Source organism: Marinobacterium nitratireducens (assembly GCF_014645375.1).
Lineage (GTDB): Bacteria > Pseudomonadota > Gammaproteobacteria > Pseudomonadales > Balneatricaceae > Marinobacterium_A > Marinobacterium_A nitratireducens.
In genome coordinates this window covers 1-26830 of the sequence record NZ_BMLT01000010.1, presented here as the reverse complement: position 1 = coordinate 26830, position 26830 = coordinate 1, and the positions used below count along the sequence as shown (strand labels likewise).

At 61.3% G+C, this 26830-nt stretch carries 29 protein-coding genes; 27 read left to right on the top strand and 2 right to left on the bottom strand.

Annotation, left to right across the window (positions count from 1 at the left end; all coding sequences use genetic code 11):
- Positions 1–81 precede the first annotated feature (81 nt).
- The 9 genes from mutL to IEX85_RS17890 all read left to right on the top strand — a co-directional run bounded on the left by mutL (position 82) and on the right by IEX85_RS17890 (position 9616).
- Entirely contained in the window at positions 82–1956 is a 1875-nt protein-coding gene (mutL, locus tag IEX85_RS17930; protein ID WP_188862000.1) for a DNA mismatch repair endonuclease MutL, read from the top strand.
- 1 nt (position 1957) lies between these two features.
- Positions 1958–2902, top strand: coding sequence for a tRNA (adenosine(37)-N6)-dimethylallyltransferase MiaA (gene miaA, locus IEX85_RS17925; RefSeq protein ID WP_188861999.1), 945 nt, complete (start codon positions 1958–1960; stop codon positions 2900–2902).
- A gap of 121 nt (positions 2903–3023) precedes the next feature.
- The gene (hfq, locus tag IEX85_RS17920) at positions 3024–3263 is read left to right on the top strand and encodes an RNA chaperone Hfq (RefSeq protein WP_188861998.1); all 240 of its coding nucleotides are present in this window, start codon (positions 3024–3026) and stop codon (positions 3261–3263) included.
- A 7-nt stretch (positions 3264–3270) separates the two neighbouring features.
- A complete protein-coding gene (hflX, locus tag IEX85_RS17915) occupies positions 3271–4578 on the top strand; it encodes a ribosome rescue GTPase HflX (RefSeq protein ID WP_188861997.1) in 1308 nt (435 codons plus the stop codon).
- A gap of 77 nt (positions 4579–4655) precedes the next feature.
- Complete coding sequence (gene hflK / locus IEX85_RS17910; RefSeq protein WP_188861996.1) at positions 4656–5864, top strand: FtsH protease activity modulator HflK; 1209 nt, start codon at positions 4656–4658, stop codon at positions 5862–5864.
- The gene (hflC, locus tag IEX85_RS17905) at positions 5864–6742 is read left to right on the top strand and encodes a protease modulator HflC (protein ID WP_188861995.1); all 879 of its coding nucleotides are present in this window, start codon (positions 5864–5866) and stop codon (positions 6740–6742) included. Before hflK ends, hflC begins: the two co-directional genes overlap by 1 nt.
- Before the next feature lie 129 nt (positions 6743–6871).
- Positions 6872–7069, top strand: a complete 198-nt coding sequence (locus IEX85_RS17900) for a DUF2065 domain-containing protein (protein ID WP_188861994.1) — start codon at positions 6872–6874, stop codon at positions 7067–7069.
- 31 nt (positions 7070–7100) lie between these two features.
- A complete protein-coding gene (locus IEX85_RS17895; RefSeq protein ID WP_188861993.1) occupies positions 7101–8285 on the top strand; it encodes an ATP phosphoribosyltransferase regulatory subunit in 1185 nt (394 codons plus the stop codon).
- Positions 8286–8320: 35 nt separating this feature from the next.
- Positions 8321–9616, top strand: a complete 1296-nt coding sequence (locus tag IEX85_RS17890) for an adenylosuccinate synthase (protein ID WP_188861992.1) — start codon at positions 8321–8323, stop codon at positions 9614–9616.
- 103 nt (positions 9617–9719) lie between these two features.
- Here IEX85_RS17890 and IEX85_RS17885 read toward each other — a convergent pair whose 3' ends face one another.
- The gene (locus tag IEX85_RS17885; RefSeq protein ID WP_188861991.1) at positions 9720–10532 is read right to left on the bottom strand and encodes an inositol monophosphatase family protein; all 813 of its coding nucleotides are present in this window, start codon (positions 10530–10532) and stop codon (positions 9720–9722) included.
- Positions 10533–10759: 227 nt separating this feature from the next.
- Here IEX85_RS17885 and trmJ point away from each other — a divergent pair, with 227 nt between their 5' ends.
- From trmJ to murI, 18 genes are all read left to right on the top strand, one after another.
- Complete coding sequence (gene trmJ / locus IEX85_RS17880) at positions 10760–11494, top strand: tRNA (cytosine(32)/uridine(32)-2'-O)-methyltransferase TrmJ (protein WP_188861990.1); 735 nt, start codon at positions 10760–10762, stop codon at positions 11492–11494.
- 177 nt (positions 11495–11671) lie between these two features.
- Positions 11672–12172 (top strand): Fe-S cluster assembly transcriptional regulator IscR, encoded by a 501-nt coding sequence (iscR, locus tag IEX85_RS17875; protein WP_188861989.1) that lies wholly within the window; start codon positions 11672–11674, stop codon positions 12170–12172.
- A 23-nt stretch (positions 12173–12195) separates the two neighbouring features.
- Positions 12196–13410: an IscS subfamily cysteine desulfurase gene (locus IEX85_RS17870; protein ID WP_188861988.1), complete on the top strand. Its 1215-nt coding sequence runs from the start codon at positions 12196–12198 to the stop codon at positions 13408–13410.
- Positions 13411–13443: 33 nt separating this feature from the next.
- On the top strand, positions 13444–13827 hold the full coding sequence (iscU, locus tag IEX85_RS17865; RefSeq protein WP_188861987.1) for a Fe-S cluster assembly scaffold IscU: 384 nt from the start codon (positions 13444–13446) through the stop codon (positions 13825–13827).
- Positions 13828–13887: 60 nt separating this feature from the next.
- Positions 13888–14211, top strand: a complete 324-nt coding sequence (gene iscA, locus IEX85_RS17860; protein WP_188861986.1) for an iron-sulfur cluster assembly protein IscA — start codon at positions 13888–13890, stop codon at positions 14209–14211.
- A gap of 26 nt (positions 14212–14237) precedes the next feature.
- Positions 14238–14771: a Fe-S protein assembly co-chaperone HscB gene (hscB, locus tag IEX85_RS17855; RefSeq protein ID WP_188861985.1), complete on the top strand. Its 534-nt coding sequence runs from the start codon at positions 14238–14240 to the stop codon at positions 14769–14771.
- A gap of 16 nt (positions 14772–14787) precedes the next feature.
- A complete protein-coding gene (hscA, locus tag IEX85_RS17850; protein WP_188861984.1) occupies positions 14788–16668 on the top strand; it encodes a Fe-S protein assembly chaperone HscA in 1881 nt (626 codons plus the stop codon).
- Entirely contained in the window at positions 16668–17006 is a 339-nt protein-coding gene (gene fdx, locus IEX85_RS17845) for an ISC system 2Fe-2S type ferredoxin (protein WP_188861983.1), read from the top strand. The genes hscA and fdx overlap by 1 nt, the downstream gene beginning before the upstream one ends.
- Before the next feature lie 13 nt (positions 17007–17019).
- Positions 17020–17220, top strand: a complete 201-nt coding sequence (iscX, locus tag IEX85_RS17840) for a Fe-S cluster assembly protein IscX (RefSeq protein WP_188861982.1) — start codon at positions 17020–17022, stop codon at positions 17218–17220.
- Between the two features lie 266 nt (positions 17221–17486).
- Positions 17487–17894, top strand: coding sequence for a nucleoside-diphosphate kinase (ndk, locus tag IEX85_RS17835; RefSeq protein WP_188861981.1), 408 nt, complete (start codon positions 17487–17489; stop codon positions 17892–17894).
- Positions 17895–17969: 75 nt separating this feature from the next.
- The gene (rlmN, locus tag IEX85_RS17830; RefSeq protein ID WP_188861980.1) at positions 17970–19106 is read left to right on the top strand and encodes a dual-specificity RNA methyltransferase RlmN; all 1137 of its coding nucleotides are present in this window, start codon (positions 17970–17972) and stop codon (positions 19104–19106) included.
- A gap of 30 nt (positions 19107–19136) precedes the next feature.
- Positions 19137–19907: a type IV pilus biogenesis/stability protein PilW gene (pilW, locus tag IEX85_RS17825; RefSeq protein ID WP_188861979.1), complete on the top strand. Its 771-nt coding sequence runs from the start codon at positions 19137–19139 to the stop codon at positions 19905–19907.
- Entirely contained in the window at positions 19904–20908 is a 1005-nt protein-coding gene (locus IEX85_RS17820; protein ID WP_188861978.1) for a RodZ domain-containing protein, read from the top strand. Before pilW ends, IEX85_RS17820 begins: the two co-directional genes overlap by 4 nt.
- Before the next feature lie 72 nt (positions 20909–20980).
- On the top strand, positions 20981–22231 hold the full coding sequence (gene hisS, locus IEX85_RS17815) for a histidine--tRNA ligase (protein WP_229721997.1): 1251 nt from the start codon (positions 20981–20983) through the stop codon (positions 22229–22231).
- A gap of 21 nt (positions 22232–22252) precedes the next feature.
- Positions 22253–22912 (top strand): YfgM family protein, encoded by a 660-nt coding sequence (locus tag IEX85_RS17810; RefSeq protein WP_229721996.1) that lies wholly within the window; start codon positions 22253–22255, stop codon positions 22910–22912.
- Positions 22913–24061: an outer membrane protein assembly factor BamB gene (bamB, locus tag IEX85_RS17805; RefSeq protein WP_188861976.1), complete on the top strand. Its 1149-nt coding sequence runs from the start codon at positions 22913–22915 to the stop codon at positions 24059–24061.
- Between the two features lie 71 nt (positions 24062–24132).
- Positions 24133–25560, top strand: coding sequence for a ribosome biogenesis GTPase Der (gene der / locus IEX85_RS17800; protein WP_188861975.1), 1428 nt, complete (start codon positions 24133–24135; stop codon positions 25558–25560).
- Positions 25557–26414 carry a glutamate racemase gene (gene murI / locus IEX85_RS17795; RefSeq protein WP_188861974.1) on the top strand — a complete coding sequence of 286 codons (858 nt, stop codon included), beginning with the start codon at positions 25557–25559 and terminating at the stop codon, positions 26412–26414. The genes der and murI overlap by 4 nt, the downstream gene beginning before the upstream one ends.
- Positions 26415–26608: 194 nt before the next feature.
- Here the strand turns inward: murI and IEX85_RS24055 are convergent.
- A partial coding sequence (locus IEX85_RS24055) for a hypothetical protein (RefSeq protein WP_229721995.1) occupies positions 26609–26830 on the bottom strand: 222 nt, incomplete at its 5' end.

Below are 26830 nucleotides of genomic sequence, written 5' to 3'. Positions count from 1 at the left end.
CATTCACAGGCGCGCCAGAGATGGCGCGCCTGTGTTACATTGGGGCGCTTTCCAATCACTCCCGGATTTTGCTGCGTTTTTATGTCACGAATTCATCTGCTGTCGCCGCGGCTGGCCAACCAGATCGCGGCCGGCGAGGTTGTCGAACGTCCCGCATCGGTGGTCAAGGAACTGCTGGAAAACAGCCTGGATTCCGGCGCGTCCCAGGTCGAAATCGATGTCGAACAGGGCGGTATCAAGCTGATCCGTTTGCGTGATAACGGTGATGGTATCGAGCGCGATGATCTGCCGCTGGCGCTCAGTCGTCACGCCACCTCCAAGATACTGGCGCTGGAAGATCTGGAAGCGGTGGGCAGTCTTGGCTTTCGCGGCGAGGCGCTGGCCAGTATCAGCTCGGTATCGCGCCTGACGCTGACCTCGCGCCACAGCGGTGCCGAAAATGCCTGGCAGGTGCAGACCGAAGGGCGTGATATGGAGACCAGCGTGACGCCGGCGGCGCATCCGCAGGGCACCAGCGTCGAAGTGCGCGATCTGTTTTTCAATACACCCGCCCGTCGCAAGTTTCTGCGCACGGAGCAGACCGAATTCAAGCACCTGGAGGAGGTGGTCAAGCGTCTGGCGCTGAGCCGCTCCGACGTCGCTTTCTCGCTGCGCCACAACGGTCGTGTGATTCACCAGCTGCGGCCGGCCCGAACCGAAGCCGAGCACGAACGCCGGATCGCCACGGTATGCGGCCCGGCGTTCATCGACCAGTCGCTGTCGCTGGATATCGCGGCCGAAGCCAGCGGTCTGCGGCTTTGGGGCTGGATAGGCCTGCCGACCTTTTCCCGCAGTCAGGCGGATTTGCAGTATTTCTTCGTCAACGGCCGGATTATCCGTGACAAGCTGGTGGCGCACGCCATTCGTCAGGCCTATCAGGACGTGCTGTTCCACGGTCGTCATCCGGCGTTCGTGCTCTATCTCGAGCTCGACCCGAAGCTGGTCGACGTCAATGTGCATCCCACCAAGCACGAGGTGCGCTTTCGCGAGGGGCGACTGGTGCACGATTTCATCTTCCGTACGCTGCACCGCGTGATTGCGGATGTTCGTCCCGAGGCGGCGGCGGGAGAGACCGCCCCCGCGGCGATGAGCCCGTCGCCGGGTGCTACGTTCAGTGAGCCGCGCTACGAGCAGGGCCGCATGGCGCTTGGAAACAGCGCGCCGGCGGCGACGGCCGTGCGTGATCAGATCAACGGCTACGGGGCCCTGCATCAGCCCTCCCGGCCCGCGGCTCCGTCGGGCAGCGTTGATGCCGCCTGGCAGGGCGGGCGGGGCGCCGCGGTACCTTTCGCTGCGGCGGCGCCGGTCATCCGCGAAGCGGCGGATGACAAGGCGCCGCCGCTGGGTTATGCCATCGCCCAGCTGCACGGGGTCTACATCCTGGCGCAGAACGAGCAGGGGCTGGTGCTGGTGGATATGCACGCGGCCCACGAGCGCATTGTCTACGAACGCATGAAACAGGCCTACGAGACCGAGGTGGTGCGCTCTCAGCCGCTGCTGGTGCCGGTCAACCTGGCGGTGAGCCAGCGTGAAGCCGACTGCGCGCAGGAGCAGGAAGCGGTATTCCGGCGACTGGGTTTCGAACTGTCGCGCATGGCAGAGGAGAGCCTGGTCATCCGCCAGGTGCCGGTGGCGCTGGCGAAGGGCAATGTCGAGCAGCTGGTGCGGGATGTACTTTCCGACATGCTGACCTACGGCAGCAGTCAGCGCATCGAGCAGCATATCAACGAACTGCTGGCGACCATGGCCTGTCACGGTGCCGTGCGCGCGAACCGGCAGTTGACGATTCCGGAGATGAATGCCCTGCTCAGGGATATGGAGATCACCGAGCGCAGCGGTCAGTGCAATCATGGTCGCCCGACCTGGACGCAGCTGAGCATGACTGAACTCGACAAGCTGTTTCTGCGGGGGCGCTGAGATGAACGAATCCCGACGGCCACCGGCGATTTTCCTGATGGGGCCTACCGCTGCGGGCAAGACGGCACTGGCGATGGCGCTGCACGACCACTTGCCCTGCGAGATCGTCAGCGTCGACTCGGCGCTGATCTATCGTGGTATGGATATTGGCACGGCCAAACCCAGCGCCTCGGAGCTGGCGCAGTATCCGCACCGCTTGATCGATATCTGCGATCCGGCGCAAAGCTATTCCGCGGCCCGCTTCCGGGAGGATGCACTGCGGGAAATGGAGCAGATCGCGGCCGCCGGTCGCATCCCGCTGCTGGTCGGCGGCACCATGCTGTATTTCAATGCGCTGCAGCATGGTCTGGCGGATCTGCCGCAGGCCGATCCCGAGGTGCGGGCGCGGCTGGAGCGGGAGGCGGCGCGTCACGGCTGGCCGCATATGCATCGCCGCCTGGCCGAAGTGGATCCGGAATCGGCGCAGCGTCTCAAACCCATGGACTCGCAGCGTATCCAGCGGGCGCTCGAGGTCCATGAACTCAGTGGTCGCGCCATGAGTGACATCTGGCGCGAGCAGCAACGCATCGCGCTGCCTTACAACCTGGTGTCGATGGCGGTAATGCCGCCGCAGCGCGCGGAGCTGCACCGGCGCATCGAGTTGCGCTTCGACCAGATGCTGGAGCAGGGGTTTGTCGACGAAGTCGAGCAGGTGCTGTTCGCGCGCGGTGATCTCGATCCGTCCTTCCCGTCCGTGCGCTGTGTCGGGTACCGCCAGGTGTGGGATTATCTGGAAGGTCGTCAGGACTATGCGGCGATGAGGTACAAGGGTATCGTAGCCACCCGCCAGCTCGCCAAGCGCCAGATTACCTGGCTCAGAGGCTGGGAAAACCTCCATTGGCTGGATACGGATGACGGCGAACTGTTGCCTAAAGCCTTGAAGTTGGTGGACTCTGTCATTATATAATGGACGGCTGGCAGAACTTCGCCGGTTGGCGGCTGTCATTAATGCGTCGGGATACCCGAAGGGGTTGGCACAGGGGCCCGGTCGCATAACCTATAACGATTCTTTCAGGAAGGAGTTTGCAATGTCAAAAGGGCAGTCTTTACAAGACCCTTACCTTAACGTGCTGCGCAAGGAGCGCGTACCCGTTTCCATCTTTCTCGTGAACGGCATCAAGCTGCAGGGGCAGATCGAATCTTTCGATCAGTTTGTCATCCTGCTGAAGAACACCGTCAGTCAGATGGTGTACAAGCACGCCATTTCTACCGTCGTTCCGTCGCGTCCGGTCAAACTGCCGCAGGGCGACGACAAGCAGCCGGAATAAAGACATCTTGTTTTTCGAACGACCGGAGTCTGGAGAAAAAGCGGTCCTCGTTCACATCGATTTCGGTGATGAAAGCGAGGCCGAAAGTCCCCAGGAGCTCGAGGAGCTCGCACTCTCGGCAGGCGCGGACCCGGTGGATTTCCTCATCGGGTCCCGTGCCCATCCGAGCCCCAAATTCTTTCTCGGCAGCGGCAAACTTGAAGAGTTGCGTACGCTGGTGAACCTTCACGGTGCCGAGCTTGTCATATTCAACCACGCGCTGTCACCCGGCCAGGAACGCAACATCGAACGCGAGATCAAGTGCCGTGTGCTCGACCGTACCGGTCTGATTCTCGATATCTTCGCTCAGCGTGCCCGCACCCACGAGGGCAAACTGCAGGTGGAGCTGGCGCAGCTGGATCATATGTCGACGCGCCTGGTGCGCGGCTGGACCCACCTGGAGCGCCAGAAGGGCGGTATCGGCCTGCGCGGTCCCGGTGAAACCCAGCTCGAGACCGACCGTCGTCTGTTGCGTGCGCGGATGAAAAGCATCCACAAGCGACTGGAAAAAGTGCGTCGTCAGCGCGATCAGGGACGCCGGGCGCGTCAGCGTGCGGAGGTGCCGACGGTATCGCTGGTGGGTTATACCAACGCCGGCAAGTCGACGCTGTTCAATCGCCTGACGACGGCCGAGGTCTACGCCGCCGACCAGTTGTTCGCGACCCTGGACCCGACCCTGCGCAAGGTGCAACTGGCAGACGTCGGGCCGGCGATACTGGCCGATACGGTCGGGTTTATCCGTCACCTGCCACACAAACTGGTGGAGGCGTTCCGCGCCACCTTGCAGGAGACGTCCGAGGCGACTTTGCTGTTGCATGTGATCGACTGTCATGACGATGAGCGTACAGAGCATATACAGCAGGTGAAGTACGTACTCGAGGAAATCGGCGCCGCCGACATCCCGGTGCTGGAGGTCTACAACAAAATCGACCTGCTGGATGGTCAGGAGGCGCGCATAGACAGGGACGAGGACGGCCACCCGTGGCGCGTGTGGCTGTCGGCGGTGACGGGTGAGGGAACCGATCTGCTGTTTCAGGCGGTGAGCGAGCGGCTGAGCGACGATCTTTTCCACGATACCCTGTGTCTGCAGCCCAGCGAGGGTCAGTTGCGCGCCCATCTTTATGCACAGGGAGCGGTGGTGCGGGAGCGCATCGACGAGGCGGGGCGGATGCTGGTCGAGGTGCGATTACAGAAAAAGGATCTGCTGCAGCTGCTGAGTCGGCTCGGCATTCCGACGGAGCGCTACCTGGAGCAGGCGGCCTCCTTAAACGGGTGACGACGAAGGTTGCAGCTGCTAGTGTGGCTACCTACAATTTTTTGAGTTGAATCAAGCATTTTCTAACGGAGAACGGTATGGCTTGGAACGAGCCCGGCGGGAACGGAAATGGTAACAACCATGATCCCTGGAGCGGCGATAACCGCGGCGGCGACAAGCGTGGCGGAAACCGCGGAGGCGGCGGCGATCAGGGGCCGCCCGACCTGGACGAGGCTCTGCGCAAGCTCCAGGAACGTCTCAACAGTATCTTCGGCAAGTCCGGCGGCGGTGGCAGCGGCAGCGGCAGCGGTGGCTCCGGCTCCGGCTTCGTCTGGGTGTTGCTGGTCGTGGTCGCGCTGGCCTGGGCGGCGATGGGCTTCTACACCGTCGATCAGCAGGAGCGTGGCGTGGTGCTTCGGCTCGGCAAGTACTACGAGACCGTCAATCCCGGTTTGCAGTGGAACCCGCCGCTGATCGACGAGGTCACCAAGGTCAACACCACCCGCGTCAGGACCCACGATCATCGGGCGCTGATGCTGACCGAAGACGAGAACATCGTCGATATCGACATGACGGTGCAGTATCTCGTTATCGATCCCAAGGCCTACCGCCTGAACGTACGCGATCCGGAAAACAGTCTGGCTCACGCCGCCGAGTCCGCGCTGCGTCAGGTGGTCGGCAGCTCGGAAATGCATTCACTGCTGACCGAGGGGCGTGAAGCCCTGGCGATCGCTGTTCAGCAGCGTCTGCAGGGCTACATGCAGACCTACTCGACAGGCCTCAGCATCTCCAAGATCAACGTCAAGAACGCCCAGGCGCCCACCCAGGTGCAGGATGCCTTCGATGACGTGATCAAGGCGCGCGAGGACGAGCAGCGGGTCAAGAACGAAGCCGAATCCTACGCCAACGGCATAGTGCCGGAAGCGCGAGGCGAGGCGCAGCGCATGCTGGAGGAGGCCAACGCCTATCGCGAAGAGGTTACCGCGCGGGCCGAGGGTGAAACCAAGCGTTTCCTGGCGCTGCTCAACGAGTACCAGAAGGCGCCGGGCGTGACACGCGAGCGACTCTATCTCGATACCATGCAGTCGGTGTACGAGAAAAATCCCAAGGTGCTGGTCGATGTTCAGGGGGGCAACAACATGTTGTACCTGCCGCTGGACAAGCTGATGGAAAAATCCACCGAGCGACGTGAGGCGACGCGCAGCGGTCAGCAGCTGAATGATCAATCGATGAGAGAATTAACGGACAGGGTGGTAAATGAGCTGCGTCAGCGCCAGAGCACCACGACGCGTAGGGAGGGCCGGTAATGAAGCCTAGATCGATGATGGTGCTGGTGGTATTGCTGCTGGTCTTCATGGTGGGGTCCAAGTCGGTCTACATCGTCAAGGAAACCGAGCGTGCGGTGCTGCTGCGCTTCGGCGAAATCGTCGACGATGACGTCAAGCCCGGCCTGCACTTCAAAATACCGTTCGTCAACACGGTACGTACCTTCGACGGCCGCGTGCTGACCCTGGATGCCCGTCCCCAGTCGTTCCTGACGCTGGAGAAGAAGCGTCTGGTGGTCGATGCCTTCATCAAGTGGCGCATCCAGAACGTTGGCAAGTACTACACCGCCACCTCGGGTGAAGAGTTCCGTGCCGGCGACGTGCTTTCCACCCGTGTCGAGGACGCGCTGCGTAACCAGTTCGGTGCCCGTACCCTGAACCAGGTGGTGTCCGGCGAGCGCGAAGAGCTGATGGAGCAGGTGATTCAGGATCTGAGCAAGGTGGCGCAGGATGAGCTCGGCATCAACATTGTCGATGTCCGGGTCAAGCGCGTGGAGCTGCCGGCGGAGGTTTCCGAATCGGTCTACGAGCGTATGCGCACCGAGCGTCAGCGCGAGGCGCGCGAGCTGCGTGCCCGTGGTCGCGAGCTGGCCGAAGGTATTCGCGCCGACGCCGACCGTCAGGTCACGGTCATCAAGGCCGAGGCCTACCGGGAGGCGGAAGAGATTCGCGGTGAAGGTGACGCCACCGCTGCGAATGTCTATTCCAGCGCCTACAGTCGCGACCCGGAGTTTTACTCCTTCCACCGCAGCCTCAACGCCTACCGCAACTCCTTCGGTGGCGAGGGTGGTGATGTGCTGTTGCTGGATCCGAGCAGCGAGTTCTTCAAGTACCTGTCGGAGCCGGCGGGGGCGCGATAAGGCTGCAGGTCTGACAGCTCAATGCCGCGGAATCGGGTGCACCTTTGCAGCCGATCCGTGGTAGTATAGGCAAACCGGGTCCCGACCCGGTTTTTTTGTGGCAGCGGCGTGCCGGGGAGCGGATGGTCGATGGCTTCGGGTTTCTGGCGAGAGCTTCTGATCGGCTTGTGTCTGATGCTGGTGATGGAAGGGGTTCTGCCGTTTCTTTATCCGCAGCGCTGGCGCCGAATGGTGGCGCAGCTGTCGCAGATCGACGATGGTGCGCTGCGTTTCTTCGGTTTGCTGAGTATGCTGGCCGGGGTCGCGCTGCTGTACTGGATCAATTGAACAGAACATCGGGATAGTGTGGAGTTACTGCATGGCATTGGCAGATCGCTGGTTGTTGCCGGATGGCGTAAAAGACATATTGCCGCCCCGGGCGCACCAGATAGAGGCGCTGCGCCGTCGACTGCTGGATCTCTATGACAGCTGGGGCTACGAGCTGGTGATGCCGCCGCTGATGGAGCATCTCGAGTCGCTGCTGACCGGTGTCGGTCGCGACCTCGACCTCGATACCTACAAGCTGACCGACCAGGTCAGCGGTCATCTGCTGGGCATTCGCGCAGACATCACGCCGCAGGTGGCGCGCATCGACGCCCATCGCATGCGCAACAAGGGCGCCAGCCGGTTCTGTTACTGCGGCTCGGTGCTGCATACGCGGCCGGCGAACATGCTGGCGTCGCGCAACCCGCTTCAGGTGGGGGCGGAGCTCTACGGTCACGCAGGACTCGACAGCGACGTCGAAGTGATCTCTTTGATGCTGGAAACGCTGCTGGCGTCCGGTATCGAGGCGCCGCTGAGTCTTGATCTCGGTCATGTGGGAATTTTCCGCAACCTGATGGCGGACGCCGGGCTCACCGCCGCCGAGGAAACCGAGTATCTCGAAAAGCTTCAGCTCAAGGCGCTGCCGGAGATCGAAGTTTTTCTCAACGAGCTTGAGGCGGATGCGCGGCTGCTGGACCGGCTCGCCGAACTGCCGCGACTGCATGGCGGTGCCGATGTACTGGCGCGGGCCCGCAGCCTCTTTGCCGATGCGTCGCCAGCCGTCAACGAGGCAATCGACTATCTCGAGAAAATCGCCGAACAGCTGGCGCAGCGCTTCCCCGGAGTGCGGCAGTATTTCGACCTGGGTGAGCTGCGCGGCTACAACTATCATACCGGTATTGTCTTTGCCGCCTATGCCGACGGTTTCGGTCAGGCGATCGCCAAGGGCGGTCGCTATGACGAGATCGGCCGTGATTTCGGTCTCGCCCGGCCGGCGACGGGCTTTAGTTCCGACCTCAAGACCCTGGCCGACCTGTCGGCAGGGCCGCTCGATTCCCGCGGCGGGGCGATTCTCGCGCCGGCCGGCCAGGAGTCGGTATTGATCGAGCAGATCAACAAGCTGCGTGCTCAGGGTGAGCGCGTCATTCAGCAGCTACCGGACGTGACGCTGGCAAACCTGGCCAGTTGTGACCGTCGCTTGCTGCGCCAGGGAGAAGACTGGGTCCTCGAGGCCCTGTAAGCGAAACTTTCGATTAACGCTATATAGAGACAGCAATGGGCAGAAACGTAGTTGTTTTGGGCACCCAGTGGGGCGACGAGGGCAAAGGTAAAATCGTCGACCTGCTGACCGAGCGTGTAGCCGCGGTTGCGCGCTTTCAGGGCGGTCACAATGCCGGTCACACCCTGGTAATCGATGGCAAGAAAACAGTCCTGCACCTGATTCCGTCCGGTATCCTGCGTGAGGGCGTACAGTGTCTGATCGGCAACGGCGTGGTGCTCTCGCCGGAGGCGCTGCTCAAGGAAATTGCCGGCCTCGAGCAGGCCGGTGTCGCGGTGCGTGACAGCCTGCGTCTGAGCCCGGCCTGTCCGCTGATCCTGCCATATCACGTGGCGCTGGATCAGGCGCGCGAGCAGGCGCGTGGCGAAAGCAAGATCGGCACTACCGGACGTGGAATCGGCCCGGCTTATGAGGACAAGGTAGCCCGTCGCGGGCTTCGTCTGGACGATCTGATGCATCCGGAGCGCTTCGCGGCCAAGCTCAGGGAAGTGATGGATTACCACAACTTCGCGCTGGTGAACTACTACAAGGCCGAAGCCATCGATTACGACAAGGTGCTCGAAGAGGCGCTGGCGATGGGTGAGCAGCTGCGGCCCATGGTTGCCGACGTGACCGCGATCCTGCATGACCTGCGCAAGCAGGGCAAGAGCATCATGTTCGAAGGGGCTCAGGGGTCGCTGCTGGATATCGACCATGGCACCTACCCGTTCGTGACCTCGTCGAACACCACGGCCGGCGGTACCTCAACCGGTTCCGGCTTCGGTCCGCTGTATCTGGATTACATTCTCGGCATCACCAAGGCCTACACCACCCGTGTCGGCGGCGGTCCCTTCCCGACCGAGCTGGGCTGCGAGGTCGGGCGTCGTCTGGCTGAGCGCGGTCACGAGTTCGGTGCCACCACCGGTCGCGCCCGCCGTTGTGGCTGGTTCGATGCCGTCGCGCTCAAGCATGCCATCCAGATCAACTCGATCTCCGGTATCTGTCTGACCAAGCTGGACGTTCTCGACGGCCTCGAGACCATCCGGATCTGCACCGGCTACCGCGACAGCGAGGGTAACCTGGTCGCGTCCCTCAGCGGCAGCGAGGATTACGAGCGTGTCGAGCCGATCTACGAAGAGATGCCGGGCTGGCAGGAGTCGACAGTTGGCGCCAAGTCTATCGAAGCGCTGCCGGCCAATGCCGTGGCCTACATCAAGCGTCTGGAAGAGCTGATCGAAGCGCCTGTGGATATCGTCTCCACCGGTCCCGATCGTGCAGAGACCATCGTGCTGCGCGACCCCTACGAGGGCTGATCGCAGCAGCAATAAAAAAACCGGCTTCGGCCGGTTTTTTTATGTCCAACGATGCGGCACGTTTCGCTTCGCTCAAGGTGCCCTGCATTGGTTGCTGCCTGCTTTATTTAAGCTGTTCGCTGAGCGCCGGGCGCAGGGTCTGCAGCAGGGCCTTGAACATCTTAGGGTTGCCGGCGACGATGTTGCCGTTGCTGCGGTATGCGGTGCCGCCACTGAAGTCGCCGACCAGGCCGCCCGCTTCCTGCAGCAGCAGAATGCCGGCTTCCATTTCCCACTGGGACAGGCCGGTCTGATAAAAGCCGTCGAGGCGGCCGGCCGCGGTGTAGGCCAGGTTGAGTACCGGGGATCCGCCGTTGAAGATGCTGCCGCCTGCCAGGTTGATGTTTTTGAACATCTCCAGATATTCGTTCAGGTACGGCTTGTCGCTGCTGCGGCCGAAGAAGCCGCTGCCGATCAGCGCGCCGTCGATCGAGCGGCGGTTGCTGACGCGCAGGCGCTTGCCGTTGAAGTGTGCGCCGTTGCCGCGGCTGGCGGTGAATTCTTCGCCGGCAATCGGGTTGAGAACGACGGCGTGCTCAATGCGGTTGTTGTGATGCCCGGCGATGCTGATGGCGAAAACCGGCAGTCCGTTGGCGAAGTTGAGGATGCTGTCGACCGGGTTGATATTCCAGGTGAAAGCGGGGCCCTCGCGCAGCGGGGCGTGCTCGCCGGTGTACTCGCCGACCAGGGTGTGGCTCGGGTATGCCTTCTGAATAGTGTGAACGATGGTCTGCTCGGCGTGCTGGCAGGTCTCGTTGAGGAATTCCGCGACGCTGCTCTGCTCGGATTTGATCAAATCCAGGCGCTCAACGGCGCGGGCGATCTGTTCTCCTGCGAGGCGCGCAGCGCGCAGGGCAATGTTAACCATCGGTTGCATCAGTAGGAACCTAAAATCTCATCGAACCAAACGCGGCATTATACAGAAGCGAGGGCGCTGGCAGAATAGGCAGGTTGTGAATACTGGTGTTTCGGGAAGCAATATCGCACTCAGCCGCACTGAGGCTGACATGGCTTCCTGACGCGTCAGTAAGTTCCCCTCATCGTTTCGTGCGGGTGACGGAGTTCTGTTAAAATATGCGACCCTTGAATTCACAGGCATGGAAGATGCTCGAAAACATCCGCATCGTACTCGTCAATACCACGCATCCCGGCAATATCGGCGGCGTGGCCCGCGCCATGAAGAATATGGGGCTGAGCGACCTTTGTCTGGTGGCGCCGAAGAGCTTTCCCAGCGAGGTTGCGGTTGCCCGTTCATCCGGCGCCACCGACCTGCTCGACGCCGCCCGGGTTACCGAGACGCTCGAGGAAGCGGTGGCGGACTGTCATCTGGTGGTGGGTACCAGCGCGCGCGGCCGGCATATCCCCTGGCCGGTTATCGATCCGCGCGAGTTGGCCGGCATCGTTTCCGAAGTGCGGCCAGAGCTGCGGGTGGCTGTGGTATTCGGTCGCGAGGACCGGGGACTGACCAACGAGGAGCTGCAGCTCTGTCATCACCATGTACACATACCGGCGAATGCGGAATTCAGTTCCCTCAACCTGGCGGCTGCGGTGCAGGTGATTGCCTACGAGCTGCGCATGATGGCGTTGTCCGCGCAGCGGGCCGAAGCGCCGCGCTGGGGAACGTCCTGGGATATCGAACTCGCCGAAAGCGGGGAGGTCGAGCGCATGTTCGAGCATCTGGAGCGCACCCTGGTCGAGGTCGAGTTTCTGGATCCGGATAATCCGCGCCAGCTGATGCCGCGTCTGCGCCGGTTGCTGCTGCGCGCGGTGCCGGACAAGGTCGAGGTGAATGTGCTGCGGGGAATTTTGACGGCGGTCAACAAGAAGACCCGCAGCTGACGCTGTCGTTTTCGGCAATGCCGCTGACGCGGGGTTTTTCTCCGTGGCGGCGGGGCGTGTTAAGATGGCGCCGCCGCTGTGCGATTAGCTGACTGTTTTACTTGGTTAAATAGTTGATCGTTTTTGTGGGTTATTGCATAATGAGCCCAAGAATCGCCCGGTGTCGAGAGGAAGCTTATGCGATTGACCACCAAAGGCCGCTATGCCGTCACCGCCATGCTGGACCTGGCGCTGCATGAGGGCAGAGGGCCGATCAGCCTGGCTGATATTTCGGAGAGACAGGGGATTTCACTGTCGTATCTGGAGCAGCTGTTCGCCAAGCTGCGGCGCAATGACCTGGTACGCAGTGTTCGCGGACCGGGCGGTGGTTATCAGCTGAGTCGCGAGCAGGGACGTATCAATGTGGCCGAGGTTATCGATGCGGTCAACGAGTCCGTCGACGCCACCGGATGTCACGGCAAGGGAGATTGTCAGTCGGGGCAGACCTGTCTGACGCATCACCTGTGGTGCGACCTGAGCGACCAGATTCACGCATTTTTGAGCAGTATCAGCCTGTGCGACCTTGTCAAGCGCAAGGATGTGCAGGAGGTCGCGCTGCGACAGGACCGCGAAAGAGCGGACCAGCTTATCATGAGTACGGGCGAGCCAGCTTCTGCCGAGCGCAAGGCGGCGGTGTAACCGATTTGTACCGGAGATAGAAAATGAAGTTGCCGATTTACCTGGATTATTCTGCCACCACGCCTGTCGATCCCCGTGTGGCGGAGAAAATGATTGAATGCCTGACGATGGAAGGGAATTTCGGTAACCCGGCGTCGCGTTCCCACCTGTTCGGCTGGAAGGCCGAGGAGGCGGTCGAGAACGCCCGTCGCCAGGTCGCGGACCTGGTCAATGCCGACCCGCGCGAGATTGTCTGGACATCCGGTGCGACCGAGTCCGACAACCTGGCCATCAAAGGTGCCGCTCACTTCTATCAGAAGAAGGGCAAGCACATCATTACGTCCAAAATCGAGCACAAGGCCGTTCTGGATACTACCCGTCAGCTCGAGCGTGAAGGCTTCGAGGTGACCTACCTGGAACCGAACAAGGAAGGCATTATCGAGCCTTCCGCCGTTGCCGAGGCGATCCGTGAAGACACCATTCTGGTATCGCTGATGCACGTCAACAACGAGATCGGCACCATTACCGATATTGCCGCTATCGGCGAAATTACCCGCCCGAAGGGCATTATCTTCCACGTCGATGGCGCTCAGAGCGCCGGCAAGGTCGATATCGACCTGAGCGAGCTGAAGGTCGACCTGATGTCGTTCTCTGCGCATAAGGTATACGGTCCCAAGGGGATCGGCGCGCTTTACGTACGCCGCAAGCCGCGTGTGCGTATCGAGGCGCAGATGCATGGCGGCGGTCACGAACGCGGTATGCGTTCGGGTACCCTGGCGACGCATCAGATCGTCGGCATGGGCGAGGCATTTCGCATTGCCAAAGAGGAGATGGCAAAGGAGAACGAGCGCCTGATCGCGCTGCGCGACCGTCTGCTCGAAGGCGTCAAGGACATGGAAGAGGTTTATGTCAACGGCTCGCTGACGCAGCGGGTGCCGGGCAATCTCAATATCAGCTTCGCTTTCGTTGAAGGCGAGTCGTTGCTGATGTCGCTCAAGGATCTGGCCGTTTCCTCGGGCTCTGCCTGTACTTCGGCAAGCCTGGAGCCGTCCTATGTACTGCGGGCGCTGGGCCTGAACGACGAACTGGCCCACAGCTCCATCCGTTTCTCGATCGGCCGTTTCACCACCGAGGAAGAAATCGATCACGTGGTGGCGGAAATCCGGGGCGCGGTTGGCAAGCTTCGCGAGCTGTCCCCGCTCTGGGACATGTTCCAGGACGGCGTTGATTTGAGCAAGGTCGAGTGGGTTCACCACTGATAGACATCTGCGGACGATTAGAGGAACGCAATCATGGCATACAGCGAAAAAGTTATAGATCACTACGAGAACCCGCGTAACGTCGGCAAGATGGACGCGGGTGATACCAGCGTCGGGACCGGCATGGTCGGCGCACCGGCCTGCGGCGACGTTATGCGACTGCAGATCAAGGTCGGCAACAACGGTGTCATTGAGGATGCCAAGTTCAAGACCTATGGCTGCGGTTCCGCCATCGCCTCCAGTTCCCTGGTGACCGAGTGGGTCAAGGGCATGACGCTGGATCAGGCGGCGGATCTGAAAAACACCCAGATCGCAGACGAGCTGGCGCTGCCGCCGGTGAAGATACACTGCTCGGTGCTGGCTGAGGACGCCATCAAGGCGGCCATCGAAGATTATCGCAAGAAGCAGGGCAGCTAAGCCTGCACTGAATACTTATCTGCAGCATCGCCAGCCGGCGGTGCGGGGGCGAGTTGAACTATGGCAATTTCCATGACGCCGGCTGCTGTGAAGCACGTGGTCGGCTATCTCGAAAAGCGGGGTCACGGCAAGGGCATTCGTCTGGGTGTGCGTACGACGGGGTGTTCCGGCATGGCCTACGTGCTTGAGTTCGTCGATGATATTCAGGACGAGGATCAGGTGTTCGAGACCGAAGGCGTCAAGGTCGTGGTGGACCCCAAGAGCCTGATCTATCTGGACGGAACGGAACTAGACTATGTGCGTGAGGGGCTGAACGAGGGTTTCCAGTTCAATAACCCCAATGTGCGCAATGAGTGCGGGTGTGGCGAAAGCTTCAACATCTGACCTAAATTCCGACCGTCCGGAGCCGCATGGACATCAAGCAGAACTATTTCGAGTTTTACGGCCTGCCCGAGGCCTACGAGCTGGATCTCGGGCAGCTTGCCGATCGTCACCTCGAGCTGCAGAAGCAGCTTCATCCCGATCGCTTTGCCCACCTGTCGGATCAGGAACGGCGCATGTCCGCCCAGTACACCGCCTATCTCAACGAAGGCTACGCGACGTTGCGTTCGCCTCTGCTGCGGGCTCAGTATCTGCTGAAGCTGCGGGGGATCGATACCCATAACGAAAGCAGCGCGCAGATCGATCCGATGTTCCTGATGCAGCAGATGGAGCTGCGGGAGCGGGTCGAGGAGGCGCCACAGCATACCGACCCCGATGGTGAACTGGCGGCTCTCGATCAGGAAGTCGCGCAGGCGATGGCCGAACTTCAGGCGGAGTTCCGGCGCATGATCGGCGAGCCTTCGCAGGAAGCGCTCGACGCGGCGGCATCGGCGGTGCGCAAGATGCAGTTCCTGGACAAGCTGAGTCGCGAAATCGAGCGTCTCGAAGACGAGTTGTACTGAATACCGAGTTGAATACATGGCATTGTTGCAAATAGCAGAACCCGGACAGAGCCCCGATCCCCACAAGCGCAAACTCGCGGTGGGAATTGATCTGGGTACCACGAATTCGCTGGTTGCGACGGTGCGCAGCGGTGAGTCGGTGACCCTGCCGGACGAGCAGGGCCGTCATACGCTGCCGTCTGTGGTGCGCTACAGCGCAGAGGCGCAGCCGGAGGTGGGTTACGACGCGCACGCCAGTGCCGTCGCAGATCCGCATAACACCATTCAGTCGGTCAAGCGTCTGATGGGGCGCGGCATCGCCGATGTCCGCAAGCTGGGCGAGGAGTTGCCGTACCGGTTCGAGCGCACCGAAGAGGGGATGCCCTATCTGGTGACGGCCGCCGGTGCCAAGAGCCCGGTCGAGGTGTCCGCCGACATTCTGCGCACCTTGCAGTATCGCGCCGAGCAGTCGCTGGGTGGTGAGCTGAGCGGCGCGGTGATCACCGTGCCTGCGTATTTCGACGATGCGCAGCGTCAGGCCACCAAGGATGCCGCCACGCTGGCGGGTCTCAAGGTGCTGCGACTTTTGAGCGAGCCTACGGCGGCTGCGGTCGCCTATGGTCTCGATGAGGGCGCAGAGGGCGTGATCGCGGTCTACGATCTCGGTGGCGGTACCTTCGATATCTCCATCCTGCGCCTGAGCAAGGGCGTGTTCGAAGTGCTGGCCACGGGCGGCGACAGCGCCCTGGGCGGTGATGACCTGGATCTGGCGCTGGCCAACTGGCTGATCGCGGAGCTGGGTCTTGGGCAGAATCTCAGCGCCAGCGAGGCTCGCTATCTGACCGAGCAGTCCCGCGCCATCAAGGAGCGCCTGACCGACGAGCCTTCGGTTGAAGTTGAGCTGGCGGTGGCCGGGGCGCAGAAAACCGTCACTGTGACGCGCGAGACCTTCGGCGAGCTGATCAAGCACCTGGTGACGCACACCATTCGCGCCTGCCGCCGGGCTCTGAAGGACGCCGGTATCGCCGTTGAGGACGTCAAGGATGTGGTCATGGTGGGCGGATCCACGCGTGTGCCCCAGGTTCGCGCGGCGGTAGCGGATTTCTTCGGTCGTGCACCCCATATCGATATCGACCCGGATCGCGTAGTGGCGCTCGGCGCAGCGCTGCAGGCCGATGTGCTGGCGGGTAACAAGCCCGACAGCGAAATGCTGCTGCTGGATGTGATTCCTCTGTCCCTCGGGCTTGAAACCATGGGCGGGCTGGTCGAGAAGCTGGTGCATCGAAATACCGCTATCCCGGTTGCCAAGGCGCAGGAGTTCACCACTTTCCAGGACGGTCAGACCGCGATGGCGATTCATGTCGTCCAGGGCGAGCGCGAGCTCGTCGACGACTGCCGTTCGCTGGCGCGTTTCGTGCTGCGAGGCATTCCGCCGATGGCGGCGGGAGCGGCCAAGATTCGCGTGACCTTCCAGGTCGACGCTGACGGCCTGCTCAGCGTCGCGGCGCAGGAGCTGTCGACAGGGGTGCAGAGCAGCATTCAGGTCAAACCCTCCTACGGCCTCAGCGACGGCGAGATCGAGCGCATGCTCAAGGACTCCTACAGCCATGCGCAGGAGGATCTGGCATTGCGCAACCTGCGCGAGCAGCAGGTGGAAGCCGACCGGTTGCTGCAGTCGCTGGAGCAGGCCATCGCCGTCGATGGTGATGCTCTGCTCGAGGCCGCAGAGCGCCAGAGCCTGGAAGCGTCGATGCAGACCTTGCGTGAGCTTCGCGAGGGTGGTGACTACAAGGCAATCGAGGCGGGCGTCAAGGCGCTGGCCCAGGCCAGTGACGAATTTGCCGCGCGGCGTATGGATGCCGGAATTCAGCGTGCGCTGCGCGGTCACAGTGTTGATGAAATCGAGGAGGGTCGTTGATGCCGCAGATTATTTTCCTGCCCCACGAGGAGCTTTGTCCGGACGGCAAGGTCATCGAGGTGGAGCCGGGTGTATCGATCTGTGACGCGGCGCTGGCCAATGGTGTGGATATCGAGCATGCCTGCGAAAAATCCTGCGCCTGCACCACCTGCCACGTCATCGTGCGTGAAGGTTTCGACTCGCTCGACGAGGCGGACGAGCTGGAAGAGGATATGCTCGACAAGGCCTGGGGGCTGGAGCCGGAGTCGCGTCTGAGCTGTCAGGCGCTGGTCGACGAGGAAGACCTGGTCGTCGAGATTCCGAAATACACCATCAATCAGGTGTCCGAACGGCACTGACGCGGAGGCGGCAATGGGATTGAAATGGGTCGATGTCAACGATATCGCCATCGAGCTGTGCGAACGTTTTCCTGATGTGGATCCGATGCGGGTCAGCTTTCCGGATCTCTATCGCTGGGTCATGGAACTCGAGGAGTTCGACGATGACCCCGATCACTGCGGTGAGAAGATTCTCGAGGCCATTCAGATGGCCTGGATCGAAGAGATGGATTGACGAGAATGCCCGGCGGATGCCGGGCTTTTCGTACCTGGATGTACTTCACCAGTGCTCGCTCCTGCGACATTGGTATTTCCGCCCTCCATGGCGGTCATCCTGTGAGCACTTGGATGTGTACGACTGCAGGGGCGCAGGAGGTAGGGCGAGACAGGATGCCAAAGCCGGAGAGCAGGGCTCGATTGCAGGCTGTACTGTTTTTGTGTTGGCCTTCGCGTATAATGCCGCGTCTATTTTTTGAACTGCCGTTAATTGGGGAAGTTACCATGGCTATCGAACGTACTCTGTCCATCATCAAGCCGGACGCTGTTGCCAAGAACGTAATCGGTGAAATCGAAAGCCGTTTCGAAAAAGCGGGCCTCAAGCTCGTCGAAATGCAGATGAAGCAGCTGTCCCGCGAAGAAGCCGAAGGCTTCTACGCTGAACACAAAGAGCGCCCCTTCTTCGGCGATCTGGTCAGCTTCATGATCTCCGGTCCGGTTGTCGTTCAGGTACTGGAAGGCGAAAACGCCATCGCTCTGAACCGTGACCTGATGGGCGCGACCAACCCGAAAGAAGCTGCCGAAGGCACGATTCGCCGCGACTTCGCCGAGTCCATCGACGCGAACGCCGTCCACGGCTCCGACTCCCCGGCTTCCGCCGAGCGTGAAATCGCCTATTTCTTCGGCAAGTAAGCTTCGGCAACCAAGATCGACCCCGTGCCCGGCGCGCCTCCGCGCCCGGGCACAACAGAATACCGAGTGACTCCGATGACCGAATCCGTGACCAAGACCAATCTGCTGGGCCTGTCGCCTGCCAAGCTGGAAGCCTTTTTCGCCGAACTGGGCGAGAAGCGTTTTCGCGCCACCCAGGTGATGAAATGGATCCATCAGTTGGGCGCCGAAAGCTTCGACGATATGACCAACATCAGCAAGGCGTTGCGTCAGAAGCTGAGCGAAGTCGCGGAAATACGGCCGCCGGAAGTCGTGACCCAGGATATCTCCCGCGATGGTACCCGCAAGTGGGTCATCCGCGTGGACGGTGGTTCCTGTGTCGAGACCGTGCTGATTCCCGACGGCGACCGCAAGACACTCTGTATCTCGTCACAGGTTGGCTGCTCGCTCGACTGCAGCTTCTGCTCCACCGGGAAGCAGGGTTTCAACCGCAACCTGACCGCCGCAGAGGTGATCGGTCAGGTGTATATCGCCATCAAGTCCTACGGCCCCATGGATCCGAGCGCCGAGCGCCGGGTTACCAATGTGGTGCTGATGGGCATGGGCGAGCCTCTGATGAATTTCGATAACGTCGTCGACGCCACCGAGCTGATGCTCGACGATAACGCCTACGGTTTGTCGAAGCGTCGCGTCACCCTGAGCACCTCCGGCGTGGTGCCCGCGCTGGACCGCCTCGGCGAAGTCAGCGACGTGTCCCTGGCGGTTTCGCTGCACGCGCCCAATGACGAACTGCGCAACGAGCTGGTGCCGATCAACAAGCGCTACCCGATCAGCATGCTGATCGATTCGTGCAATCGCTACCTCGCCAGCCTCAGCGACAAGCGCGTGGTGACCGTCGAGTACACTCTGATTGCCGGCGTCAACGATCAGCCCCAGCATGCGCGGGAGCTGGTCAAGGTGCTGCGCAAGCTGCCGTGCAAGCTTAACCTGATTCCGTTCAATCCCTTCCCGAATTCGGGCTACGACCGTCCGTCGGAAGAAGCCATTCAGACATTCAAGCAGATCATGCTGAATGCCAATTTCATCACCACGGTGCGCCGCACCCGGGGCGACGAAATCGATGCTGCCTGCGGTCAGCTGGTCGGACAGGTTATGGACCGTACCCGTCGTAGTAAAAAAATGATCCCTGTGGTACAAGAGGAGGCCGGTCACACGTCTGACCGCAGAGTCTAGGAACAGACCGGGAGGTGTAGTTTGAGCGGGATGCGCAAGGCTGTAGGTTTGGCACTGGTGCTGGCGTTGGCGGGTTGTTCGAGTAACTCCACACAGCAGCAGGGCATGCAGAGCGCATCGAAGGATGACACCCTTGAAGCCTATACCCAGCTCGGACTGCAGTACCTGCGTGCCGGGGACACCCTGAGCGCCAAGGACGCGCTGCAGCGTGCGCTCGAGATCGATGACGACTACGCCGGCATCTACAACGGGCTGGCACTGATTTTTCAGGTCGAGCAGGAGTTCGACCTGGCGGAAAAGAATTTTCGCAAGGCCGTATCCCTGGATTCCGACTCAGCCATCTTTCACAATAACTTCGGTGCCTTCCTGTACGCCCGCGGGCGCTACGAGGAGGCTTGCACCGAGCTGGCCCGGGCTACCGAAGATCCCTTTTATCCGCGTCGTGCCCAGTCGTTCGAAAACCTGGGGCGCTGTTATCGCACTTTAGGCCGTTCGGAAGCGGCGCAGCATGCGTTCGAGCGTGCGCTGCACCTGGGGCCGGTGCGCTCGCTGGCACTGCTTGAACTGACTGATCTGCATCTGAGGGCTGGGCGTGTATCCGAGGCTCAGAGCTACTATGACCGCTTCTCGGAGCTGATCGACAGTCGTCAGGTGGAGCACAGCGCGCAGAGCCTTTGGCTCGGTATTCAGTTGTCGCGCCTCAATGGTAACGGCACCCGCGCCGCTACCTATTCACTATTGCTGAAAAGCCTTTATCCGCAGTCGCCGGAATTCGCTTTGTATAAGGAGTCGATGCAGTGACCCAGGAACCCACTTCCGAGCTGGATTCTCAGATATCGGGCTTTCCAGGGAAGAGTCTGGTCAGAGCGCGGGAGCAGCTGGGCATGTCATCGGCGCAGGTCGCATCGGAACTGCGGCTATCGGTGCAGCAGGTGGATGCAATCGAGGCCGCCGATTTCAGCAAACTGCCCAACGTCGTCTTCACCCGCGGTTATATCCGCGCTTACGCGCGCCTGGTGAAACTGGACGGCGACGAGCTGGTGCGCCAGTACGATCAGCATGTCGGCGGCGAGCGCCAGACGGCACCGATTCGCACCGTTACCCGGATCAGGCCCTCGGGCTCCAGCGGTCCTGTGACCTTCGGTTCGCTGCTGTTGCTGGTGCTGGTCGTTGTCGGCGCCACCTTCTGGTGGTGGCAGACACAATACGGCCATGACGTTTCGGCGGAGGTGTCGCCGGAGCCGATGGTGGCGGTGGATACGGCCGACGGCGAGACGCTGGTCTTCAACTCGGCCGAGATGGAGCAGCCGCAAGTCTCCGAACCGCTGCTGGCCGAGTCTGTACAGGCGACGGGCGTTGCCAGTGCCGCGCAGGTCGCAGTGACCGGTGAAGCCCCTGTGGGGCTGACCGAAGGGGCCGCGACTGCCGTTGACGAGGCCCAGGCTACCGAGGCTGAGCCGGCGGTTACCCAGGCTGCCACCGCAGAGCAGACGCCGCAGCCGGAGCAAACGACGCAGCCGGAGCAGGGCCCGTCCGAATCCGTGATTGCCACCAGTGAGGGGCTCTATCTGCGCTTTAGCGACGACTGCTGGGTCACCATCAAGGATGCCAGCGGCAAGACGCTGTTCAACAACCTGCGTAAAGCGGGTCAGGAACTGCATCTGAAGCAGAACGGGCCGCTGAACGTTCTGCTTGGCAGGGTTTCGGCGATCAGCGAATTCACTTTCGACGGTGCTACGGTTGACCTTGCGCCGTTCAGCAACAAGAATGTTGCCCGTCTCAGGGTACCGGTCGCCCAGTAATCCGCACAGGGTGCCGCAATCAGGTTATTAGAGCAGGTTTAGATTTTGGCCAAGATTAAAGCCATTCGTGGAATGAATGACATTCTGCCGGAGCAGACACCGGTCTGGCAGTACTTCGAGCAGCAGGTGCAGGCGGTATTGTCGAGCTACGGCTACAGCGAGATCCGCACGCCCATCGTCGAGCAGACCGATCTGTTCAAGCGCTCCATCGGTGAAGTGACTGATATCGTTGAAAAGGAAATGTACACCTTCGAAGACCGCAATGGCGACAGCCTGACCCTGCGGCCCGAAGGCACGGCGAGCTGCGTGCGAGCCGCCGAAGAACATGGGCTTCTGTACAATCAGGTGCAGCGTCTATGGTACCGCGGGCAGATGTTCCGTCACGAACGGCCGCAGAAAGGGCGCTATCGTCAGTTCCATCAGATTGGCGTCGAAGCCTTTGGCATGCAGGGGCCGGATATCGATGCCGAGGTGATTCTGCTGACCGCGCGTCTGTGGCGGCAGCTGGGGCTATTGGACTCGGTCACGCTGCAGCTGAACACTCTCGGCAGCAGCGAGGCACGGGCAAGGTTCAAGCATGATCTGGTTGTCTACCTCAGTGAGCGCAAGGAGCAACTGGATGAAGACAGCCTGAGGCGCCTGGACAGCAATCCGCTGCGTATTCTCGACAGCAAGGATGCCGCGACCCAGGCGCTGCTGGACGATGCGCCACATTTTCACGACTATCTCGATGACGAGTCGCGCGAGCACTTCGAGACGCTCAAGGCGCTGCTCGACAAGGCCGGAGTGGCTTATGAAGTCAATCCGCGCCTGGTGCGCGGGCTCGATTACTACTGCAAGACCGTCTTCGAATGGGTCACCCTGGAGCTGGGCTCACAGGGAACGGTCTGCGCCGGCGGGCGTTACGATGGTCTGGTCGAGCAACTCGGAGGCAAGTCCACGCCTGCGGTTGGCTTCGCGATGGGCATCGAGCGCCTCGTGCTGCTGCTGGAGACCCTCGGCGCCATTCCGGCTTCCGTGCACCGGACTGTCGATGTTTACATCGCTTCGATGGGTGACGCGGCCGCCGCCGAGGCGCTGTTGCTGGCCGAAGAGCTGCGCGCGGACAATGCCTTTCGCGTTCAGCTGCACTGCGGTGGCGGCAGCTTCAAGAGTCAGATGAAAAAGGCGGATCGCAGTGGTGCTGCGGTGGCGCTGATTCTGGGTGATAACGAAGTCGCTCGGGGAGAGGTGACCCTCAAGCCGCTGCGGATCGATGCGGAGCAGCAGCAGTTGCCACGCGACCGGCTGGCCGAGAGCCTGGCCGGTTTTATCAACGCTTAAGCACGGAAATAGGAGTCGCACGTGGCGGAGCTGCGTACTGAGGAAGAACAGGTAGAAGCGCTGAAACGCTGGTGGCAGAGCAACGGCAAGTCGTTGCTGCTGACGATCGCGGTCGCGCTGGCGCTGGTCATGGGCTGGAGAGCCTGGCAGGAACGGCAGGCCGCGGAAGCGGCCAATGCTTCGGTTGTATATCAGAATCTGCTGGAAGCTGTGAACGTGGCGCTGGGGCCGGAGCGTAGCGACGCTCAGCTCAGTACCGCCGACCACCTGGCCGGCACGCTGAAGTCGGAGTACGAAGACAGCGCCTACGCGCGTCTCGGCGCTCTGCTGATGGCCCGCCTGGCGGTCGAGCAGGACAAGCCCGAGCAGGCGCTGGCGGAGCTGGACTGGGTGCTCGATCACGACCCCGAGGCACCGCAGCGGGTGTTGACGCTGCTGCGCAAGGCGCGCCTGCTGGGCGATCAGGGCGACTTCTCGCAGGCGCTTACGGTGCTCGAGGGGCTTGACGCCGGTGAGTTCGAGGCCAGTTATCACGAACTCAGGGGGGATCTGCTGCAGGGTGATGGTCGCCTCGACGAGGCGCGGGATGCGTACCTCCAGGCGATGCAGGCCGCCGAAGCCGGAGGCGCACGCCCGCTGCTGAAAATGAAACTGGACGATCTCGCAGTCGAGGAAGGTTGAATGAACACACTGTTCCGTGTGCTGACGGCCGGGATGCTGGCGGCTTCACTTACCGGCTGCAGTCTCTGGGGTTCAAACGATGAAATCGAGCCGGCGGAGCTGGTCGACTTCGAGCCGGAGCGCTCGGTCGAGGTTCTGTGGCGTGCCTCGGTTGGCTCCGGGCTTGGCGATAAGTACCACGAGTTCGTGCCCGCTAGTGATGGCGTGCACATCTATGCCAATGACGTCGAGGGTACCGTTGCCGCGTTCAATCTGAACGACGGTCGCGAGGTCTGGGAAACCGATCTCGACACGGTCATCGGCGCCGGTGTCGGCGCCGGCCTGTCGCAGGTGGTGGTGGTTGCGGAGTCCGGCGAGGTGATCGCGCTGGACAGCGCCAGCGGTGACGAGCTCTGGCGTTACCAGCTCAGCTCCGAGGCCGTTGCCGCGCCACAGCTCAATCGGGAGCTGGTAGTGGTGCAGCAGGTCAACGGCAAGCTGACCGCACTCGATGCGCTGACCGGTGAGCATCGCTGGACTTACGACAGCCAGGTGCCGGCGCTTAGCCTGCGCGGTACCTCGGCGCCGCTGGTGGTCTCGGACGTCACCTTTGCCGGCTTCGCCAATGGTAAGTTTGTCGCGGTTTCCAACAGTAACGGCAAGATGCTTTGGGAGCAGCTGATTGCGGAGCCCCAGGGGCGTTCGGAACTGGAGCGGATGGTGGATGTCGACGGTCGTCCGCTGCTGGCGAACAATATGCTGTACGTTACCAGCTATCAGGGGCGGGTCGTTGCCATCAATCCGTTCAACGCCCAGATCCAGTGGGCCAAGGAAAGCTCGAGCTACCGTACGCCGGCGGCTGGGTTCGGCAATATTTACGTCGTCGAGTCCGACGACAGCGTGCAGGCATACGATGCCGGCAGCAGCGCCAGTGTCTGGAGCCAGCCACAGCTGGAAAATCGCCGCGTTACCGCGCCGGCAATGCTCGGCAACTACCTGGTCGTAGGCGATGCAGAGGGTTATCTGCACTTCCTGTCGCAGGTGGACGGGCACTTCGTGGCCCGCTATCGGGCCGATTCGAAAGGCCTGGTCGGTGATATGCTGGCGGTGAATGACGTGCTCTATGTTTTGGGTAATGACGGCCGCCTGCTGGCATTAAGGCTCAACTGAGCTCGGATGAATTCAACAGGCGGCTATTCGCGCAGGCGAGTAGCCGCCGTTTTTGTTTTGGTAAATAAAAGATGCTGCCGGTTATAGCGCTCGTAGGCCGACCCAATGTCGGAAAATCAACCCTTTTCAATCGTCTCACCCGAAGCCGTGACGCGCTGGTCGCCGACCTGCCCGGGCTGACCCGCGACCGCAAGTACGGCGAGGGTCGTGTGGGTGAGCGCGACTATCTGGTGGTCGACACCGGCGGAATCAGCGGCGACGAGCAGGGTATCGACTCGGTCATGGCGAAGCAGTCGTTGCTGGCGATCGAGGAAGCCGACATCGTGCTGTTCCTGGTGGATGGTCGCGCCGGCCTCAATCCCGCCGATGAAATGATCGCCGATCACCTGCGTCGCAGCGACAAGGCCTGCCATCTGGTGGTCAACAAAACCGACGGGCTCGATCCTGAGGTGGCGATGTCCGAGTTCCACGGTCTTGGCCTTGGACAGCCGCTGCCGATAGCGGCATCGCAAAACCGCGGTGTGCGCCTGCTGATCGAAGAGGTGCTCGGCGAGCTTCACGAAGAGGAAGTCGAGGAGCTCCCGGACGAGGTCGAGAACAGTATCCGGATCGCGGTGGTGGGCCGCCCCAACGTCGGCAAGTCGACACTGGTCAACCGTATGCTCGGCGAAGAACGCGTGGTGGTGTTCGACGAGGCCGGCACCACGCGTGACAGCATCTACATTCCCTACGAGCGTGAAGGTCAGGCTTATACCCTTATCGATACCGCTGGGGTGCGCCGGCGCAAGAACATCAAGGAAGCGGTCGAGAAGTTTTCGATCATCAAGACGCTGCAGGCGATCGAAGATGCCAACGTCGTGGTGTGCGTCATCGATGCCCGCCAGGGTGTCACCGACCAGGATCTGCATATGCTCGGCTTCGTGCTTGATTCCGGCCGTGCCCTGGTTGTCGCACTGAACAAGTGGGACGGCATGAGCGAGGAACAGAAGCTCAAGGTCAAGGAGCAGATTCAGCGACGCCTCGAGTTCGTCAGCTTCGCTCGCTTCCACTTCATCTCGGCGCTGCATGGCAGCGGGGTGGGGGAGATGTATCGCTCCGTGGACGAAGCCTATGACTGCGCGATGGCGAAGTGGCCGACTAATCGCCTTACACGACTGCTCGAGGACGTGGTGGCGGATCACCAGCCGCCGATGGTGCGCGGCCGCCGCATCAAGATGCGTTATGCGCACCAGGGTGGCTCGAACCCGCCGATCATCGTGGTGCACGGCAATCAGCTCGACGAGCTGCCCAAATCCTACAAACGCTATCTGCAGAACAAGTTTACCGAGGTGCTGGGCATTCGCGGCACGCCGATGCGTTTCGAGTTCCGTGTCGGCGAGAACCCCTATGAGGGGCGCAAGAATCAGCTGACCGCACGCCAGTTGGCGAAGAAGCAGCGCTTCAAGCTTCACGTCCAGGATCTCAAGAAGCAGTCCCGCCGCAAGGCCCGCAAGAAATGACAGACCTCGCCAAGCGTCGCCGTCTGCCTATCGGGGTGTTCGACTCGGGTGTCGGGGGGCTGACGGTGCTCAATGAGCTGCGGCGACTGCTGCCCCATGAAAATCTGATCTATCTTGGCGATACCGCACGGGTACCCTACGGTACCAAGAGTTCCCTGTCGGTGACGCGGTACGCCGAGCAGGCGGCGATGTTGCTGGTCGAGCGTCAGGTCAAGCTTATCGTCATCGCCTGCAATACGGCGTCCGCAGTTGCGGTGGAGCCGCTGCGGCTGAGATTTCCCGGAGTGCCCGTTGTCGGCGTTGTCGAACCCGGGGCCGAGGCCTGCTGTGCCCAGACACGCAATGGCAACGTCGGGGTGATCGCCACCGAAAGCACGGTCAATAACCTGGCTTATCAGAAGGCGATCATGGCGCTGCGGCCTGATGTGCGCATACGTGCCCAGGGCTGCTCGCTGTTTGTCTCGCTTGCCGAAGAGGGCTGGCACGAAGGAGAGCTGGTCGAGCAGATTGTCGCGCGTTGCATGGCGCCGCTGCTGGATGAAGCCGAAGGCGACGAGGGAATCGACACCCTTGTGCTTGGCTGTACCCATTTTCCGGCCCTCAAAGGTGCTATTGCCCGGGTCGTTGGCGACGGGGTGCAGCTGGTCGATTCCGCATTGACGACTTCAAGGGTTGTGCAGCAGCAACTGGCTGACACAGGGCTTGGCTGTGATCGCGAAGAGACCGGACACGTCTCTTTTCTGGTCACCGACGGGCCGGAGCGTTTTGCCCGGGTCGCGTCATACTTCTTTGCCGAAAAGGTGAATGCGGCTCAGGTCGAGCTTGTTGACCTGCAGCATTTTGCAACTGTCTGAGCAGTCTTGTCGCTGTCGGCGGGACTATACTGACAGGTGAAAGACCGGATCGTCGCCACGAGCGTACAGTAAAGATTTTTTAAAAAGCTGTTGACTCTCCCGCTCATGGCTGTAGAATTCGCCTCCTCGCTTGGGGAGACAGCCGGAAACGGCGGTCGGGACCAGCGGGAAGGTTGGAAACAAGTTGTTGATTTTCATAAGAAAATGACGATAATGACCGGCCTTCGAAGCAGCTCTGATTCACAGTCGCCACGGTGACGGAAGTTGAAAAAAAGAGTTGACTTCGAAACTGGGTGCGATAAGATATGCGCCCGCTTGAGACGAAAGGCCAGCACATCGGCCTCGCTCAGCACGCTCTTTAACAGATTGATCAGGTAATTCGTGTGGGCGCTTGTCGGGATAGGGCAAACAAAAGC